The following is a 14,786-nucleotide window of genomic DNA, read 5'->3' as shown; positions in this document are numbered from 1 at the left end:
GTGCTGGAACGCCTCCTGCTCCGCAACGACCGCCTGCTGGCCGAGGTCGTTCCGCAGATCGGAGGCGGCCTGGCGCGGCTGGACTGGCTGGACGGCGGCGCAGCGCAGCCACTGCTGCGCGCCCTTCCGCCCGACTTCACCGGCCTGCCGCTTCCCGGGCAACTGGCCTGCTTCCCCCTGTTGCCCTGGTCGAACCGGATGGCGCCCTCGGGCTTCGCCTTCGAAGGCCAGCGCCATGTGCCGGCGCCGAACCGGGCCGGCGAAGCCTGCCCGATCCACGGCGATGGCTGGCAGCAGGCCTGGCGCGTCGTCGCCCACGCCACGGCTTCCCTCAGCCTGGGCCTCGACCGCCGGGCCGCGGCCCCCTTCGCCTACACCGCCGAATTGCACTACACGCTGACGGAGGATGCGCTGGTGGTGGAACTCGGCGTGCGCAACGCGGGGAACAGCGCCCTGCCGTTCGGGCTCGGCCTGCATCCCTGGATGCCCGATCCGCAGGGAGCGCGGCTGGAGGCGCGCGCCAGCAGCGTCTGGATGGCCGGTCCCGACAAGCTGCCGCTGATGCGGCAGGACATTCCCGTCCACTGGCGCTTCGGCCAGGCCGCCCCGCTGCCGCCGGACGGCGTCGACAACGTATTCGAGGGCTGGCAGGGCGCCGCCCGCATCAGCTGGCCGCAGCGCGGCCTCGCACTGGAGATCCAGGCCGACATGGACTACTTCATCCTCTACGCGCCGCAGGGGCGCGACTTCTTCTGCTTCGAGCCGGTGGACCACCCGATCAATGCGCACAACCTGCCGGGCTACCCGGGCCTGACGGTGCTGGCGCCGGGGGCGACCCTACGCAGGCGCTGCGTGTTCCGGGGAACTGCGCTGTGAGGCGCTTGCCGCTTGGCCTGCTGCTGGCCCTGACAACGTCGACGGCGCTTGCCCAGGCGCCGTACAACGCCGAGACCACTTTCGGCAAGCTGGTCCGCGACTATCCCGATATCCGCATCGCCAGCGCGGAGGCGCCGGCGCCCGTTCAGGTGCGCAAGGACCTCGTGTATGCGCAGCGCGGCGACCTGGCCCTCGGGCTCGACCTCTACCTGCCCAGGTCCAGCGGCAGGCCGGCGCCGCTGGTGATCCTGGTTCATGGCGGGGGCTGGGGCAGCGGCGAGCGCAGCAACATGGCGCCGCTGGCGGCGCGCCTTGCCGCACGCGGCTACGCGGCCGCCACCGTCAGCTACCGCCTGTCCGGGCAGGCGCGCTACCCGGCCGCCATCGACGACGTCAGGGAAGCGACGCACTGGCTGCGCAAGGGCGCAGGCGGCTACGGTATCGATCCTTCCAGGGTCGCCATCGCCGGCGGCTCGGCCGGCGGCCAGATCGCTTCGCTGGTCGGCATGCTCGAACCCCAGGCGATCCGGGCGGTGGTGAACATCGACGGGCTGTCGGATTTCACGTCGGAGGAAGCGCGCAGGCACGAGGACGACCCCAGGAAAAATCCTTCTGCTGCGGGCGCCTGGTTCGGCGGCCGCTATGCCGACAAGGAAGCGCTGTGGCGCGAGGCGTCGCCGATCAGCCACGTCGGCGAGCACAGCCCGCCAGTTCTCTTCATCACCAGCAGCGTGCAGCGCTTTTCGGTGGGACGCGAAGCGATGGCGGAGAAACTCGCCTCGCACGGCGTCCAGTCGGAGTCCGTCGCGCTGGCCGGCACCCCGCATTCCTTCTGGCTGTTCGACCCATGGGTGGCGCCGACCGTCGATGCGATGACGGCCTTCCTGGAGCGCGTGCTCGGACCCCTGCCGGCACAGGCGCCCTGGTCGCCCGACCTCGGCGACGGCCGCTACCGCAACCCGATCCTGCACGCCGACTATTCCGACCCGGACGTCATCCGCGTGGGCGACAGCTACTACATGGTGTCCTCGAGCTTCGCCAACGCGCCGGGCCTGCCGCTGCTGGTGTCGAAGGACATGGTCAACTGGGAGCTCAAGGGCCACGCGTTGCCGCAACTGACACCGGGCGCGCAGTTCGCGGCGCCCCAGCACGGCAAGGGCGTATGGGCGCCCTGCCTGCGCTACCACGACGGCAAGTTCTGGATCTTCTATCCCGACCCCGACAACGGCGTCTACGTCACCACCGCAAAAGCCTTCAACGGACCCTGGAGCACGCCGCACCTGCTCCTGCCGGGCAAGGGCATCATCGACCCGACGCCGCTGTGGGACGACGACGGCAAGGCCTACCTGATCCATGCCTGGGCCAAGAGCCGCGCCGGTTTCAACAACGTGCTGACCCTGCGCAGGATGGATCCGGGCGGACGCCGCCTGCTCGACAGCGAAGGCAAGGTGGTCATCGACGGCAACGCGCTGCCCGGCTACCGCACGCTGGAAGGACCCAAGCTGTACAAGGCGAACGGCTATTACTACGTGTTCGCGCCGGCCGGCGGGGTCGAGCATGGCTGGCAGTCGGTATTCCGCTCGCGCAGCATCGAGGGGCCCTACGAGTCGCGCATCGTGATGGAGCAGGGCGCGACCGATATCAACGGACCGCACCAGGGCGCCTGGGTCAGGACGCCGCAGGGCAGCGACTGGTTCTTCCACTTCCAGGACAAGCGCGCCTACGGACGCGTGGTGCACCTGCAGCCGATGCGCTGGATCGATGGCTGGCCGCTGATCGGCGAGCCGTCAAGCAAGCCGGGTGTGGGCCAACCTGTCACCGAGCATGCCAAGCCGGTGGCCGGCAGCTTCCCGCCACGTGTTCCCGCCACAAGCGATGCATTCGACAGCAAGCTGCTGGGCCCGCAGTGGCAATGGGCGGCCAATCCGGACCGGCGTTGGTATGCGCTCGATGCCCGTCACGGCCAGCTGCGCCTGTTCGCGCAGCCGGACATGCCGGTGCGCAGCCTGCCGTCGGTGCTGACGCAGAAATTCCCGGCCGCGGCGTTTGGTGTCACCGCGAAGGTCGAACTGCAGGCGCAGCGCGACGGCGACCAGGTCGGGCTCGGCACGATGGGCCTGGCCAGCCACTGGTTCGGCCTGCGCCGCCTCGGGGGCAAGCCGCGCATGGTGCTGGTGCGCTGCGCCCAGGACGGCAAATGCAGCGAGGAACTGGGCGCGGAACTGCCCGGCTTTGCGGCCCACCTGCGCATGCATGTCACGGCCGGCGCCCGCGTCGCCTTCTCGTACAGCGTGGATGGCCGGCGTTATACGCAGATCGGGCCAGCGTTCGAGGCCACGATGGGCCGCTGGGTCGGGACGCAGGTCGGCCTGTTCGCGACCGGCGCGCCCGGCAGCTACGCCGACATCGACTACCTGCGCGTCACGCCTTGATCCCAGGCGGCAGGCCGCATCGCGGGTGTTAGTATTGCCGGACTTCCGCTCTCGAAGAAGGAGCCGTCATGGTGATCAACCCACAGCATACCTATGTGCACCTTGCCGAGGACGGCAAGGCACGCAGCGTTTCCGGCGAGTCTTTCTGGCAGCTGCCGGCAACCGAACTCGCGCCCTTCGGCAAAGGCTGGCTGATCAGCGAATTCACATTCACCGAAGACTGGCCGACCTGGGAAATGCATCCGCAGGGCGATGAATTCGTGTACCTGCTGTCCGGTGCGGTCGAGCTTCAACTCGAGCGCGCTGGCGGGGTGGAAAGGATCGTGCTGGACGGCAGCGGCGCCGTCATGGTGCCGCGCGCCGTGTGGCATACCGCCAAGGTGCTGGCGCCAAGCCGCATGCTGCACGTGACGCGCGGGGAAGGAACCGAGACGCGGCCAGCGTAGCCGACATCTCGTGCGAGGAAGCCGCTTGTGCGGCACCATTGCCTGCCAGGCGTCCGGCCCGATCGGGAGCGCCAGCCACTGCTATTGCGTCATGTGCCGGAAGCAGCACGGCGCTGCTTGGCGTATAGTTCACATGACAGGCATAACGGCCGCCATGTTGCCGGAGTAGACGATGACCTTCTTCGCTCGACGTCGTAACGCCCTTGCAGTCCTGGCAGCGCTTCCTGGCTGCTTTCTCCCTGCAATTGCCGGAGCTTCTGATCCGGACGAGGATTTCGTTAGCATCGAAGAAGAACTCGGCGGGCGCCTGGGGGTCTGGGCAGTCGATACGGGCAGCGGCCGGGTGCTTGCGTACCGCGAGTACGAGCGTTTCGCCATGTGCAGCACCTTCAAGGTGCTTGCGGCCGCCGCCGTCCTGGCGCGCAGCGTCGACGAGCCGGACTTCCTGCGCCGGCGCATCCGCTATTCCGAAGAAGACATGATCCTGTTTTCGCCGGTGACGGAACGGTATCACGCTGGTGGAATGAGCCTGCAGCAGCTCTGCGCGGCGGCACTCACGCATAGCGACAACACTGCCGCCGACCTGATCCTGCGGCAGGTCGGCGGTCCGGAAGGACTGACGCAGTACGCCCGCGATATGGGTGATTCGATGTTCCGGCTCGACCGCTGGGGACTCGAATCCCACACGGCCTACCCCGGCGATCCCCGCGACACGACCACGCCGGCCGCCATGGGCGCGACGCTCGAGGCGCTCCTGCTGGGGCAGGTACTGCCGCCGCGCGAACGGGCGCTGCTCACCGGATGGATGCGCGACTGCACCACCGGCATGGGCCGTATCCGGGCCGGCATTCCGGCGCACTGGGACCTGGCCCACAAGACCGGCACCGGCGGCTACGGCAGCGCCAACGATGTCGGCATGATCTGGCCACCGGACCGTGCGCCCATCGTCCTGTCGATCTACACCACCCGGCACCAGAAAGACAGCAGGCCGCGCAGCGACATCGTCGCCGCGGCGGCACGCCTGGTGGCCGGACAACTGGCGTCTGCGGCGGCGCCGTGAAGGAGGGACCGCCGGCGCTCAGCCGCTGGCGGCCTGCGCGCCGCCCGCGCGCAGCCGGTACCAGGCCATGCCGATCAGTTCGTACATGGCGTACCAGGAGCGGCGCAAGCCCTCTGCGCTCGGGATCCAGGCGTGGACAGAGCGTGCCTGGCCGGTGAAGAACATGGTCGGTGCGTCGACCACCTCGAGCCCTGCGCGCTCGAAGGCGGCGCGCGCGCGCGCCATGTGCATGGCATCGGTCACGAGCAGGACACGCCTGGCCTCGCCTGCACGCAGCAGGGCGGCGCTGAAGGCGGCGTTTTCGGCGGTGTCGCGCGAGCGTGCTTCGACCCATTGCACCGGGACGCCGAAATCCTCGCGCAAGGCCGCGGCCATCGCATCGGCCAGCGAATATGGACGTTCCCCTGCGCTGGGAGTGCCGGCGGTGCCGCCGCTGACCAGGATGGGCAAGCCGGTGCGCCGCTGCAGGTGGGCCGCATAGCGCAGGCGCGCCAGCGCGACATGGTCGGGGATGTCGCGGCCGCCGTACTCGGGGGCGTTTCGCAGCCGCCCGGCGGCGAGCACGACGATCGCCTGGGCGCCGGCGCGCTCCGGCGCATGCAGCGGCCGGGTCATGCGCTCCAGCGGCCGGATGAACAGCTCGGCCACCGCAGGCATCGACAGCAAGGCGAGTGCCGCCACCCCGGTTCCCGCGAGGGCGCGTCCGGCGCGCGGCCAGCGGCGCCACATCGCCAGGCCGGCCAGGATCAGCAGGAACAGGCTGGCGGGAGGAAGAATCAGGCTGCGCGGGATGGCGTTGATCAGGTCGAGCATAGGGGCAGTGGATAGTGAAAGCGTGGTGGGGCGGTCCGCTAGCGGACGGAGGGCGGGCCGCGATGCGGCATGCCGGCCGATCCGGCGGCGCCGTCGAGGTAAGCGGACAGTTCGTCGGGTGTTCCCTTCGGGAAGGCTTCCTTCAGGTAGTCGAGGAAGGCGGATACCCGCGCGCTCAGGAGCCGCCGCGACGGATAGAGCGCCCATAGGGCGATCTCCGGCGCATCCGCATCGCCCCAGTGCACCAGCGTCCCGGCAGCCAGGTCGTGGGTGACGAGCGACACCGGCAGGCGCCCGGCGCCGACGCCCATCCGCACCGCGTCGCGCACCATGGTCAGGGAAGACAGCGACAGGACAGGGTCGACCGCGATGGGCACGGAGCCGCTCGCGCCTTTCACTTCCCAGGCAGCCTGGCGGCCGAATCCGCGCACCACGGCCGGGACGGCGGCGTCGCCTGCCGGCCGCGCCAGTTCCGGGCTGGCCACCACCACCAGCCGGTCGCGCAGCAAGATCCGTCCCACCAGGTTCGCGTCCGGCGCCGGGTCGACCCGGATGACCAGGTCGTAGCCTTCCTCGACCATGTCGACCTGCCGGTCTTCGGTCGTCACTTCCAGCCGTACTTCAGGATACCGCAGCGCGAAGCCTGCCGCCAGCCGTCCCATCGCGGTCTGCGCGAACAGCAGGGGCACGCTGAGCCGCAGGCGCCCGCGCGGGCGTTCGCCGCCGGAAGCGATCCGGGCCGCCGTCTCGTCGACCTCGGTGAGCAGCACGCTCGTGCGCTCGTACAGCATCCGTCCTTCCTGGGTGAGCTTCAGGCTGCGGGCCCCGCGTTCGAACAGGCGCAGTCCGAGGCTGCTTTCGAGTTCCGCCACGCGGCGCGACAGGGTCGCCTTGGGCCGGCCGCTCAGGCGCGCCGCGCGCCCGAAGCCGCCATGCCTGGCGACGAGGTTGAAATCGACGAGGGCAAGCAAATCCATGTGTTTCACCAGTGAGACGGTCTGTCTAACTATACAGGCTATCGGTCCACCTGTGGGATGGCTACCATGGATTCGCCTACCCACCACACCAAGGAGTAACACCATGACTATCCTCGTCACCGGCGCCACCGGCCACATCGGCCGCCAGGTCGTCCAGCAACTCGTCCAGCGCGGCGCCGACGTGCGCGCCCTCGTGCGCGATCCGGCCAGGGCCGATTTCCCGGGCGGCGTCACCATCGTCCAGGGCGACCTGCTCGATCCCGATGCGCTGCGCGGCGCCTTCGAAGGCGTGTCGACGCTGTTCCTGCTGAACGCGGTCGTGCCCGACGAGTTCACCCAGGCGCTGCTGGCGCTGAACCTGGCCAGGGAGGCAGGCATCGAACGGCTGGTCTACCTGTCGGTCATCCACAGCGACCTGTACGCGAACGTCCCCCATTTCGCCGGCAAGTACGGCGTCGAGCGCGCGATCGGACAGCTGGGCTTCGGCGCCACCATCCTGCGTCCGGCCTATTTCATGGAGAACGACCTGACGGTCAAGGATGTCGTACTCGGATACGGTGTCTACCCGATGCCGATCGGCGCCAGGGGACTGGCCATGATCGCGACCGCCGACATCGCGGAAATCGCCGCCATCGAACTGGTCCGCCGCGAGCAGGCCGGCGAGGCGCTCCCTTCGGAGTGCTTCACCCTGGTCGGCCCGGATGTCCTGACCGGCGCCGGCGTCGCGGCGACCTGGTCGGAGGTGCTGGGACGCCCCATCGCCTACGGCGGCGACGACACGCAGGGGTTCGAACGCCAGCTGCGCCAGGCCATGCCGGCCTGGATGGCCGCCGACATGCGCCTGATGAGCGAGCGATTCCTGCGCGACGGCATGCTGCCGGGAGCCGGCGACGCCGCGCGCCTCACGGCCCTGCTTGGGCGGCCACTGCGCTCCTATCGCGACTTCGCCGCGCAGTTCGCGGCCTGACCCGCTACGCCGACAGCGTCGTGTCGTAGACCTTGCCCCCGATGGTGACCTTGCTGAGCCTGACGTTGCGGACGTTGTAGATGAACCAGGGCTGGGCCGCGTTCACCGGCGTGCCGAAGTCGCAGTCGGTGATGGTCACGTCGCGGATCGGCAGGATCTCGGCCGGTGTGGCGCCGTTATAGTCAAAGGCGACCGGACCGAGCAGCAGCAGCGCCTGGTAGCAGGAGCGCGGCCCATCCTTGGTCGCGACGTTGCCCACCTTGATCCCCGAGATATGGATGTGCTCCACGACCGGCGGGCGGGTGCGCACGTTGTCGGCGTTCGGCGCATAGTCGCAGTCGAAGGTGATCACGGCGCCCGCGCCGGCCCCCACCGATTTCGGCGGGATCGGCGAGCCGGGGAGCGGGGTGTAGAACTGGGGCTTCAGGTTCACGCCGTTCGGCATGGTCACGTTGCGCACGTAGAAGTGGCGCAGGAAGCCGCCGCGGTTCATGTTGGTCTTGAGGCGGATCGCGGTGTTCAGCGGGTCGGTGGCCCAATGCGCGTTGCGGAATTCGATGTCCTGCGCGTACACGTGCTGGATCCCGCCCGACATCTCGCTGCCCAGGGTCACGCCGCCGTGGCCGCTGTTCATGATGCAGTTCTGGATCACCACGTTCTGGGTCGGGCCGAACTGGGTATCGCGGTTCTTGCCGGCCTTGATGGCGATGCAGTCGTCGCCGCTATTGAAGGTGCAGCCGTCCACCAGCACGGTGTTGCAGGCTTCCGGATCGAAGCCGTCGCTGTTCGGACCCATGCTGTCCATGTGCACGCCGCGGATCTCGACCTTGCTGCAGTTGACCGGGTGGTGCTGCCAGAACGGCGTCTGGTTCAGCTGGTAACCCTGCATCAGTACATTCGTGCAACCGATGAATTCGACCATGCACGGACGCAGGTAGTGGCCGCGGCCGAACACGCGGCGGGCGACCGGCACGCCGGCTTCCGACAGGGTCGGCAGGTAGGCTTCGTCGGTGCGCCACTTGTCGTTCTTGCCTTCCATGAGCGCCACCTGGGCGTCGCTCAGCTGCGGGGCGACGGCCCGGATCGACGCGGGGTTAAGCGGGTTCACGGCGATCTGCGTGCGCTGCGGGGTCGGGCTCCTTCCCGCCACGCCTTTGCGCTTGCCCTTCCAGTCCCACCAGGTCTCGCCGTCGGCGCGCGGCACGCCGCCCTGGCCGTCGAGGATGCTGGTCCAGTCTTCGCCGGTCAGGGCGATGTTGGTCTGGCCGTAGGCGTAGACCATCGGCGAATAGTTCAGGCAGTCGTTGCTCTGCCAGCGCGAGATCACCAGCTTGCCATTCGGGCCGCAGTCGAAGTCGCCGTATTTCGCGAAGTCTTCCGGATCGTTGCTGAAGTAGACGTGGGCGCCTTTGGCCAGGTGCACGTTGACGTTCGACTTCAGGACGATCGGACCCTTCACCAGCCAGCTGCCGGCCGGGATCAGGACACGCCCGCCGCCGGCCGCGCTGCAGGCGGCGATGGCGGCCGCGATCGCCGGGTAGCAGTCCTTCGCGTCCGGCGCCGGGGTGCTGAGCTTGCCCTCTTCGTGGTCGGCCACATAGCCCGTCACCATCACCGTCTCGCAGGGCGCGGCGCCGTAGGCGGTGATGGGGAAGTCGCGCCTGGGGAAGGCGAGCGGCTTCCTGAACCCGTCGATGATGCTCCGGGCACGCGCCCACGGATCGTCGTTCTCCACGTTCTTGCCTCCGGATGCGGCCAGCGCCGGTCCCACAGCCAGGCCGGCCACCGACGCCGATGCAGCGGACAGCAGCGAGCGGCGTTGCGAATTGATGGTTCTCGTTTTCATGATGGTTTCCTCGGCGTGAAGGGGGGGGCAGGGGTGCTGCCTTGCTCACTTGCCGGCGCCCGCATGTGCGCGCACATGGGCGGGCACGGCGTCGGCCGGCAAGGGCGTGAACGGGTAGGGGACGGCAAAGGCGGGCGCGGCTCCCGCGCCGCAGGGCGCCAGCGGGGCACCGTTCAGCAGCGAGCCGGTATCGGTAAAACTGCCTGCGTCGGCGCCGCTGGCGAAGGAACGCACGGCATCCTCGCACGAGCGGGCACCGATGATCTCGAACACATTCGCATGCGAGACGATGCGCGCCAGCTTCGCCACGCCGACGCTGTAGCCGTGGCGGTAGGCCGGGTGCTTGCGGTCGCCGACATGGTAGTTGTTAAACAGGTGGACCTGGCCGAAGCGCACACGCGGCGAGCGCCCGGCGATGTACTCGAACAGGTTGTTGCTGATGGTGACGCGCAGGCGTCCGGCATCGTCCACCGCCTTGTCGCTGGCGCCGATCAGCATGTTCTTGGCGTGCAGCGCGAAGTGATTGTACGAGACGGTGACGTAGTCGCTGGCCTCGCGGATGTCGAGGGCGCCGTCGTGGCACTGCTTGAGCTTGCCGTTTTCGACCGGCAGGGTGTCGTCCGTCAGCGGCGCATCGGTGAAGCTGTTGTGGTCGATCCACACGTGCTGCGCGCCGGCGATCGAGATGCTGTCGAACTCCGCGTTCCAGTTGCCGTCCTTGCCATCGCTTGGATCCCAGCGCGGTTCGACGTCGCAAGGGTTGCGCAGATTCAGGTTACGGATGATGACCTGCGACACGTTCGCCACCTTCAGGTGGGCGTTGACGAAGCCCGACCCGGCCCCCAGCCCGACCAGCGTGGTATGCGACGGCAGCCTGACCTGCCCGCGCCTGGCCTGGTCGGCGCTGCTGGCGTAGGGACTGCCTTCGCTCATGTCGATGATGCCGCTTACCTGGACGATCCGGCTGCCCAGGATGGTCTTGCCCAGCGCGCTGCGCAGCTGGGCCGCGCTGGTGACGGTGAGGACGTTGGCGGCCGGCGCGTCGGCGCCGCCGCGGGTGCCCCCGGCCTGCGCGGCCCAGCCATCGGGCGGCGCTTCCTGGCGCAGGGACAACGGTGCGGGCGACGGGGCCGTGCTGACGCAAGCGGCCAGCGCAAACGGCAGGATCAGGGCAATGGATAGCTGCTTCATGGCTTCGGCTGCGTGGCGGTACGCAGGCGCACCGCGTAGGGTGGGAAATCAGGAAACGCGGGGCGGCCGTGCGGCCGTCCTGCGTTCGTCACGAACTGAATGGTGTTTAGAACCTATCCCAGTAGGGAATGAGTCGTTGCTGACGCGCCTGACGAGCGGGTGCTGCGTTGCTCGTCGCGCAGTTGGCAAACCCGTGGCTAGCCATGCGGCCTCCTCGCGCCTTGCCCGCACTCGTCATGCATCGCATACGCGCATGTCGTCATCAACTTCATCCTCCCTACTGAAGTAGGTTCTTAGAACGTGTAGTCCGCGCGCACCGTGAAGGCGCGTCCGATCGGCTTGGCGATGTTCTGCGCAAACACGACGCGCGAGGACAGGCGCTGGTTCGACAGCGGCGGGTCGGTGTCGAACAGGTTGTTCACGCCGGCGCCGATCTTGAGGTTCTTCGAGAACTTGTAGCTGGCCGACAGGTTATACACGCGGTAGGGCGCGATCACGTTGTAGAACGGCTGGCCCGGCTGCTGGGTCGGCAGCGCGTTGGTGTCCTGGTAGCTCGACGAATACTGCTGCGTCAGCTGGGCGAAGAACGGACCGTAGCTCCAGTTCACGCGCGCCTGGTGCTTCCACTTGAAGATGTAGGTGTTGGCAGAGGTCGAGCCGGTGGACAGGGCGCCGATGCGGCCGACGCTGTCGACCCAGGGGCTGCCCGCGTCGTTCTGGCCTTCGTACTTGTCGGTATAGGTGCCATCCATCGAGAAGCCGAACCGGCCCCAGCCCGTGGTGGGCAGCGAGTAATTCAGGCTCAGGTCGATGCCCTGGGTCTTCAGGCCGCCCATGTTCAGACGGGTCTTCGTGATGTATTGAAGCGTGCCGTCCGGGTTACGCACGAACAGGTCCTGGTAGCGCGCCAGGTTGTCGAAGATGGAATCTTCGTTGATCTGGGCGATCGTGCCTTTCATGTCGATCTTCCAGAAGTCGACGGTGGCGACGAAGTTCTTGACCGGTTCGACCACGAAGCCGACGGTATAGGTCTTCGACTTTTCGGGCTGCAGGTCCGGATTGGCGCCGGTGAGCGTGGTCAGGCGCGTGTTGCAGACGCGCTCGGCGTCGAGGCCGAGGCCGGCGTAGCGCGGGTCGGTGGTCAGGGTGCCGGAGCCGGCCACGTTCGGAGTGGCGCTCGGGCACAGCAGCGGATCGTCCCAGCTCGAGGTCGACGGGGTCAGGGTGCGCGGGGTGCCGTACAGCTCGGGCAGGGTCGGCGCGCGGAAGCCGGTGCTGACGGTACCGCGCACCATCAGCTGTTTCATCGGCTGGTAGCGGAAGCTGGCCTTCGGATTCCAGGTGGAGCCGAAGTCGCTGAAATGGTCGCCGCGCACGGCGAAGTTCAGGTTCAGTTCCTTCGTGATGGGCGCGTCGAGTTCGGCGTACAGGCCGGCGACGCGGCGCGAGCCGCTCGGATTGTTGCCCGGCGAGCCCGACACGCGCCATACCACCTCGTCGGCGATCATGCGCGCATCTTCCTCGTAGGTCTCGCGGTGCCAGTCGCCGCCGACGGCCAGGCCCAGGTCGCCGCCCGGCAGGTTGAACAGGGTGCGGCTCAGGTTGAAATCGAGGCCGTAGTGGCGCACGTCCGCAATGCGGAAGTCCTCGCCATCGGCCGAGATGCTCTCGAGGTAGGCACGGCCGGCCGCATCCTGCGCGCCGAACGGATTCAGGGTGCCGTTGGCCACGCCGGCATAGACACCCGGAGTGCGCACGAAGTTTTCCTTGAAACCGGTATCGCGGTGGCTGTAGCCGTAGGATCCGCCGACGCGATAGTCCCAACCTTTGATCTGGCCTTCATCGGCCACGACCAGGCGGGCGTTCTTCTGCACGTCGTGCAGCTTGGCCGCGCCCAGCTCGTCCAGGCTCCAGGTCAGCGCCAGGTCTTCGCCGTTCAGGCCGGCCACGGCCGGCACGCCGCCGCTGCCGCCCGGGTACCACTTGCTGGCCTTGGTGATCATCAAGGGCTTGCGCGAGGCGGTCAGCACATCGTAGTTGGTATTCGCGCCGAAGGGCTGCGGCGGGCTGATGGCGTCGATGTAGGAGCGCGACAGGTTCAGCTCCACAGTCAGCACGCCGCCGTCGCCATGGGCCAGGCTGCCCTTGGTGAACAGCGTGACCTGCTGGTTTTCCGGCAGCAGCTGCGGATAGATGGTCGGATCAAGGATGCAGGTTTTGCCGCCGTTGGCATTGGTACGGGTCGAAGGCACCGTGGTCTGCGGCAGGCCAGGCGCCGCGCAGCCGGACGCGAAGTACGGGTTCCCGGTGATGTTGGCGGAGCGGCCGTTGCGGTAGATCGTGAAGTTCGCCGGCGACGCCGAGCCGCCGGAGGTGTTCGTGGTGAACGGATTGCCGCCGAGCGCAGCCAGCTTGACCGGATCCCAGATTTGCGGGCGGTCCTTCTGCATCAGCGACTCGCGGCGCTGGGCGCTGAATGCAGTGTAGACGTTCCAGCCATCGGTCGCCATATCGCCCTTGCCGGCGATGAGGGTCACGCGTTTCTGGTCGCCGCCGCCCGACTGCTGCGGTTGCACGGTGCTGGCGTGGACGGTCACCTCATTGACCGTCTTCTTGGTGATGAAGTTGACCACGCCGGCGATCGCATCGGTGCCATACAGGGCCGAGGCGCCGTCGCGCAGCACTTCGACGCGCTCGATGGCGGCCATCGGAATGACGTCGACGTTGACCGAGCTGGCGCCCAGGGCTTCGTTGGCCAGGCGGCGGCCGTTCAGCAGCACCAGGGTGCGGTTGGTGTTCAGGCCGCGCATGTTGATCATGGTGCCGCCGCCGCCGCCGCCGACCGGTTCATTGGTCGCGGCGACCGTCAGGGCGACGGCGACTTCCGTCATCGTGGTCAGGCCCTGGTTGGTCAGTTCCTCGGCCTTGTAGGTGGTCAGCGGCAATGCATTTTCGGTGGCAAGGCGCTTGATGGAGGAACCGGTGACTTCGACACGCTGCATCGGCGCTTCCTGCGCGATTGCGGCGTTGGTCATGGTGAGCACTGCGGCAGCGACTGCCGACAGAAGGAAGCGTGGTTCGGTGATGGTCTTGTGTTTCACTGCATGTCTCCTGCTTGAATCGTCGAGTGCGTCCGGTGGTTCCTGGATCGCGCGGTCCAATGGTCACTGCTATCGTCCGCGGCAGCCGGCTCATTCAGCGGCGCCATGAAGGATATTCATCGGGTGATTGGGCTGAAGGCGATTCTACTTTGGTCTGGCCGCTTTCGCAATCTGGACATGCCACTTAATTTCTGGCCTGTAAATACAATTGAAGTGGTTGGACCAATTGGCATCGAGCCAATGTTCAGGAAATGACAATGCACACTGCTGTTGCGGGGGAGGGGAAGGCAGCGAGGCCGGGACCGGAACGGTCCCGGACAGACGGGGGTCAGCCGCGCGAGAAGGTGCGCGTGACGCGGTCGAGGTGGGCGCGCATGGCGGTGCGGGCGCCGGCCACGTCGTGCGAGGCGATGGCGGCGAAGATGTTGCGGTGGTCGATCAGGGTCTGCTGGCGCAGCTCCTCGGTCTGGAAATGCTCTTTCAGCTTGTGCCACAGCGAGCCGCGCTGGCTCCACAGGTACTCGATCACGCCCACCATGGCGCTGTTGCCGGTGGCGCGCGCGATCGCCAGGTGGAAGTTGCGGTCGGCCGACTCATTGCCGCTGCGCTCTTCGTGGTGCTGCTCCATCTCTTCGACCGCGCGCAGGATGGCGTCGATGGCGGAATCGCTGGCATGCTTGGCGGCCAGCGCCGCCACTTCGACTTCGATCAGCCGGCGCGCCGCCAGTACTTCGAACGGACCCGGGCCGGCGGTCGGCACTTCGGCCTGCGGCTTGGCCTGTTCACTCACGTAGACCCCCGAGCCGCCGCGCACTTCGACCGTGCCGCCCAGTTCGAGGGCGATCAGGGCCTCGCGCAGCGAGGTGCGGCTGACGCCCAGCTTGGTGGCCAGTTCGCGTTCGGCCGGCAAGCGCTCGCCCGGGCGGATGTTCTCGGCGCGGATCAGCTCCTCGATCCTGGCCGACACCACCCGGTACAGCCGTGGCTCGTTGACGCTGTTGTCGTTCAGCGCAGCGGTTTTCTTCATCAAAGGGTCCGTCGTGGTAATGGGTTGGCCGGTGCCAAACAGCGAATCTT

General features: G+C 67.9%; 12 protein-coding genes. 6 read left to right on the top strand and 6 right to left on the bottom strand.

From position 1 onward, the window contains the following. The 5 genes from AC56KL_RS14825 (at nt 1) to bla (ending at nt 4,814) form a co-directional block, all read left to right on the top strand. Entirely contained in the window at nt 1-876 is an 876-nt protein-coding gene (locus tag AC56KL_RS14825) for an aldose 1-epimerase (protein ID WP_497180924.1), read from the top strand. Continuing rightward, entirely contained in the window at nt 873-3,308 is a 2,436-nt protein-coding gene (locus AC56KL_RS14820) for a family 43 glycosylhydrolase (RefSeq protein ID WP_497180923.1), read from the top strand. Before AC56KL_RS14825 ends, AC56KL_RS14820 begins: the two co-directional genes overlap by 4 nt. A 68-nt stretch (nt 3,309-3,376) precedes the next feature. Next, a complete protein-coding gene (locus tag AC56KL_RS14815) occupies nt 3,377-3,754 on the top strand; it encodes a cupin domain-containing protein (RefSeq protein ID WP_497180922.1) in 378 nt (125 codons plus the stop codon). Nucleotides 3,755-3,764: 10 nt separating this feature from the next. Then, nucleotides 3,765-3,923, top strand: a complete 159-nt coding sequence (locus AC56KL_RS14810) for a GFA family protein (protein ID WP_497180921.1) — start codon at nt 3,765-3,767, stop codon at nt 3,921-3,923. A gap of 3 nt (nt 3,924-3,926) precedes the next feature. Further along, complete coding sequence (gene bla / locus AC56KL_RS14805) at nt 3,927-4,814, top strand: class A beta-lactamase (RefSeq protein WP_497180920.1); 888 nt, start codon at nt 3,927-3,929, stop codon at nt 4,812-4,814. 18 nt (nt 4,815-4,832) lie between these two features. Here the strand turns inward: bla and AC56KL_RS14800 are convergent, their stop codons facing one another. Continuing rightward, nucleotides 4,833-5,627 (bottom strand): YdcF family protein, encoded by a 795-nt coding sequence (locus tag AC56KL_RS14800; protein ID WP_497180919.1) that lies wholly within the window; start codon nt 5,625-5,627, stop codon nt 4,833-4,835. 38 nt (nt 5,628-5,665) lie between these two features. Continuing rightward, complete coding sequence (locus tag AC56KL_RS14795; RefSeq protein WP_497180918.1) at nt 5,666-6,604, bottom strand: LysR family transcriptional regulator; 939 nt, start codon at nt 6,602-6,604, stop codon at nt 5,666-5,668. Nucleotides 6,605-6,707: 103 nt separating this feature from the next. Between AC56KL_RS14795 and AC56KL_RS14790 the strand changes: the two genes are divergently transcribed. Next, nucleotides 6,708-7,571 (top strand): SDR family oxidoreductase, encoded by an 864-nt coding sequence (locus tag AC56KL_RS14790; protein ID WP_497180917.1) that lies wholly within the window; start codon nt 6,708-6,710, stop codon nt 7,569-7,571. Between the two features lie 4 nt (nt 7,572-7,575). Here AC56KL_RS14790 and AC56KL_RS14785 read toward each other — a convergent pair whose 3' ends face one another. The 4 genes from AC56KL_RS14785 to AC56KL_RS14770 all read right to left on the bottom strand — a co-directional run bounded on the left by AC56KL_RS14785 (nt 7,576) and on the right by AC56KL_RS14770 (nt 14,736). Further along, on the bottom strand, nt 7,576-9,417 hold the full coding sequence (locus AC56KL_RS14785) for a glycoside hydrolase family 28 protein (protein WP_497180916.1): 1,842 nt from the start codon (nt 9,415-9,417) through the stop codon (nt 7,576-7,578). 45 nt (nt 9,418-9,462) lie between these two features. Continuing rightward, entirely contained in the window at nt 9,463-10,608 is a 1,146-nt protein-coding gene (locus AC56KL_RS14780) for a pectate lyase family protein (RefSeq protein WP_497180915.1), read from the bottom strand. A gap of 293 nt (nt 10,609-10,901) precedes the next feature. Then, entirely contained in the window at nt 10,902-13,709 is a 2,808-nt protein-coding gene (locus AC56KL_RS14775) for a TonB-dependent receptor plug domain-containing protein (RefSeq protein ID WP_497180914.1), read from the bottom strand. 328 nt (nt 13,710-14,037) lie between these two features. Continuing rightward, nucleotides 14,038-14,736 (bottom strand): FadR/GntR family transcriptional regulator, encoded by a 699-nt coding sequence (locus AC56KL_RS14770; RefSeq protein WP_497180913.1) that lies wholly within the window; start codon nt 14,734-14,736, stop codon nt 14,038-14,040. Nucleotides 14,737-14,786 lie beyond the last annotated feature (50 nt).

This window comes from Telluria sp. ZB4P34 (assembly GCF_059686055.1).
Note: the sequence above shows the minus strand (reverse complement) of the source record. Positions and strands in the feature narration are given on the sequence as shown.

Excerpts from the sequence above, each read along its gene's own strand:
- AC56KL_RS14795 (WP_497180918.1), bottom strand. The coding sequence starts at position 6,604 with ATGGATTTGCTTGCCCTCGTCGATTTCAACCTCGTCGCCAGGCATGGC.
- AC56KL_RS14785 (WP_497180916.1), bottom strand. The coding sequence starts at position 9,417 with ATGAAAACGAGAACCATCAATTCGCAACGCCGCTCGCTGCTGTCCGCT.
- AC56KL_RS14790 (WP_497180917.1), top strand. The coding sequence starts at position 6,708 with ATGACTATCCTCGTCACCGGCGCCACCGGCCACATCGGCCGCCAGGTC.
- bla (WP_497180920.1), top strand. The coding sequence starts at position 3,927 with ATGACCTTCTTCGCTCGACGTCGTAACGCCCTTGCAGTCCTGGCAGCG.
- AC56KL_RS14770 (WP_497180913.1), bottom strand. The coding sequence starts at position 14,736 with ATGAAGAAAACCGCTGCGCTGAACGACAACAGCGTCAACGAGCCACGG.
- AC56KL_RS14780 (WP_497180915.1), bottom strand. The coding sequence starts at position 10,608 with ATGAAGCAGCTATCCATTGCCCTGATCCTGCCGTTTGCGCTGGCCGCT.
- AC56KL_RS14800 (WP_497180919.1), bottom strand. The coding sequence starts at position 5,627 with ATGCTCGACCTGATCAACGCCATCCCGCGCAGCCTGATTCTTCCTCCC.
- AC56KL_RS14815 (WP_497180922.1), top strand. The coding sequence starts at position 3,377 with ATGGTGATCAACCCACAGCATACCTATGTGCACCTTGCCGAGGACGGC.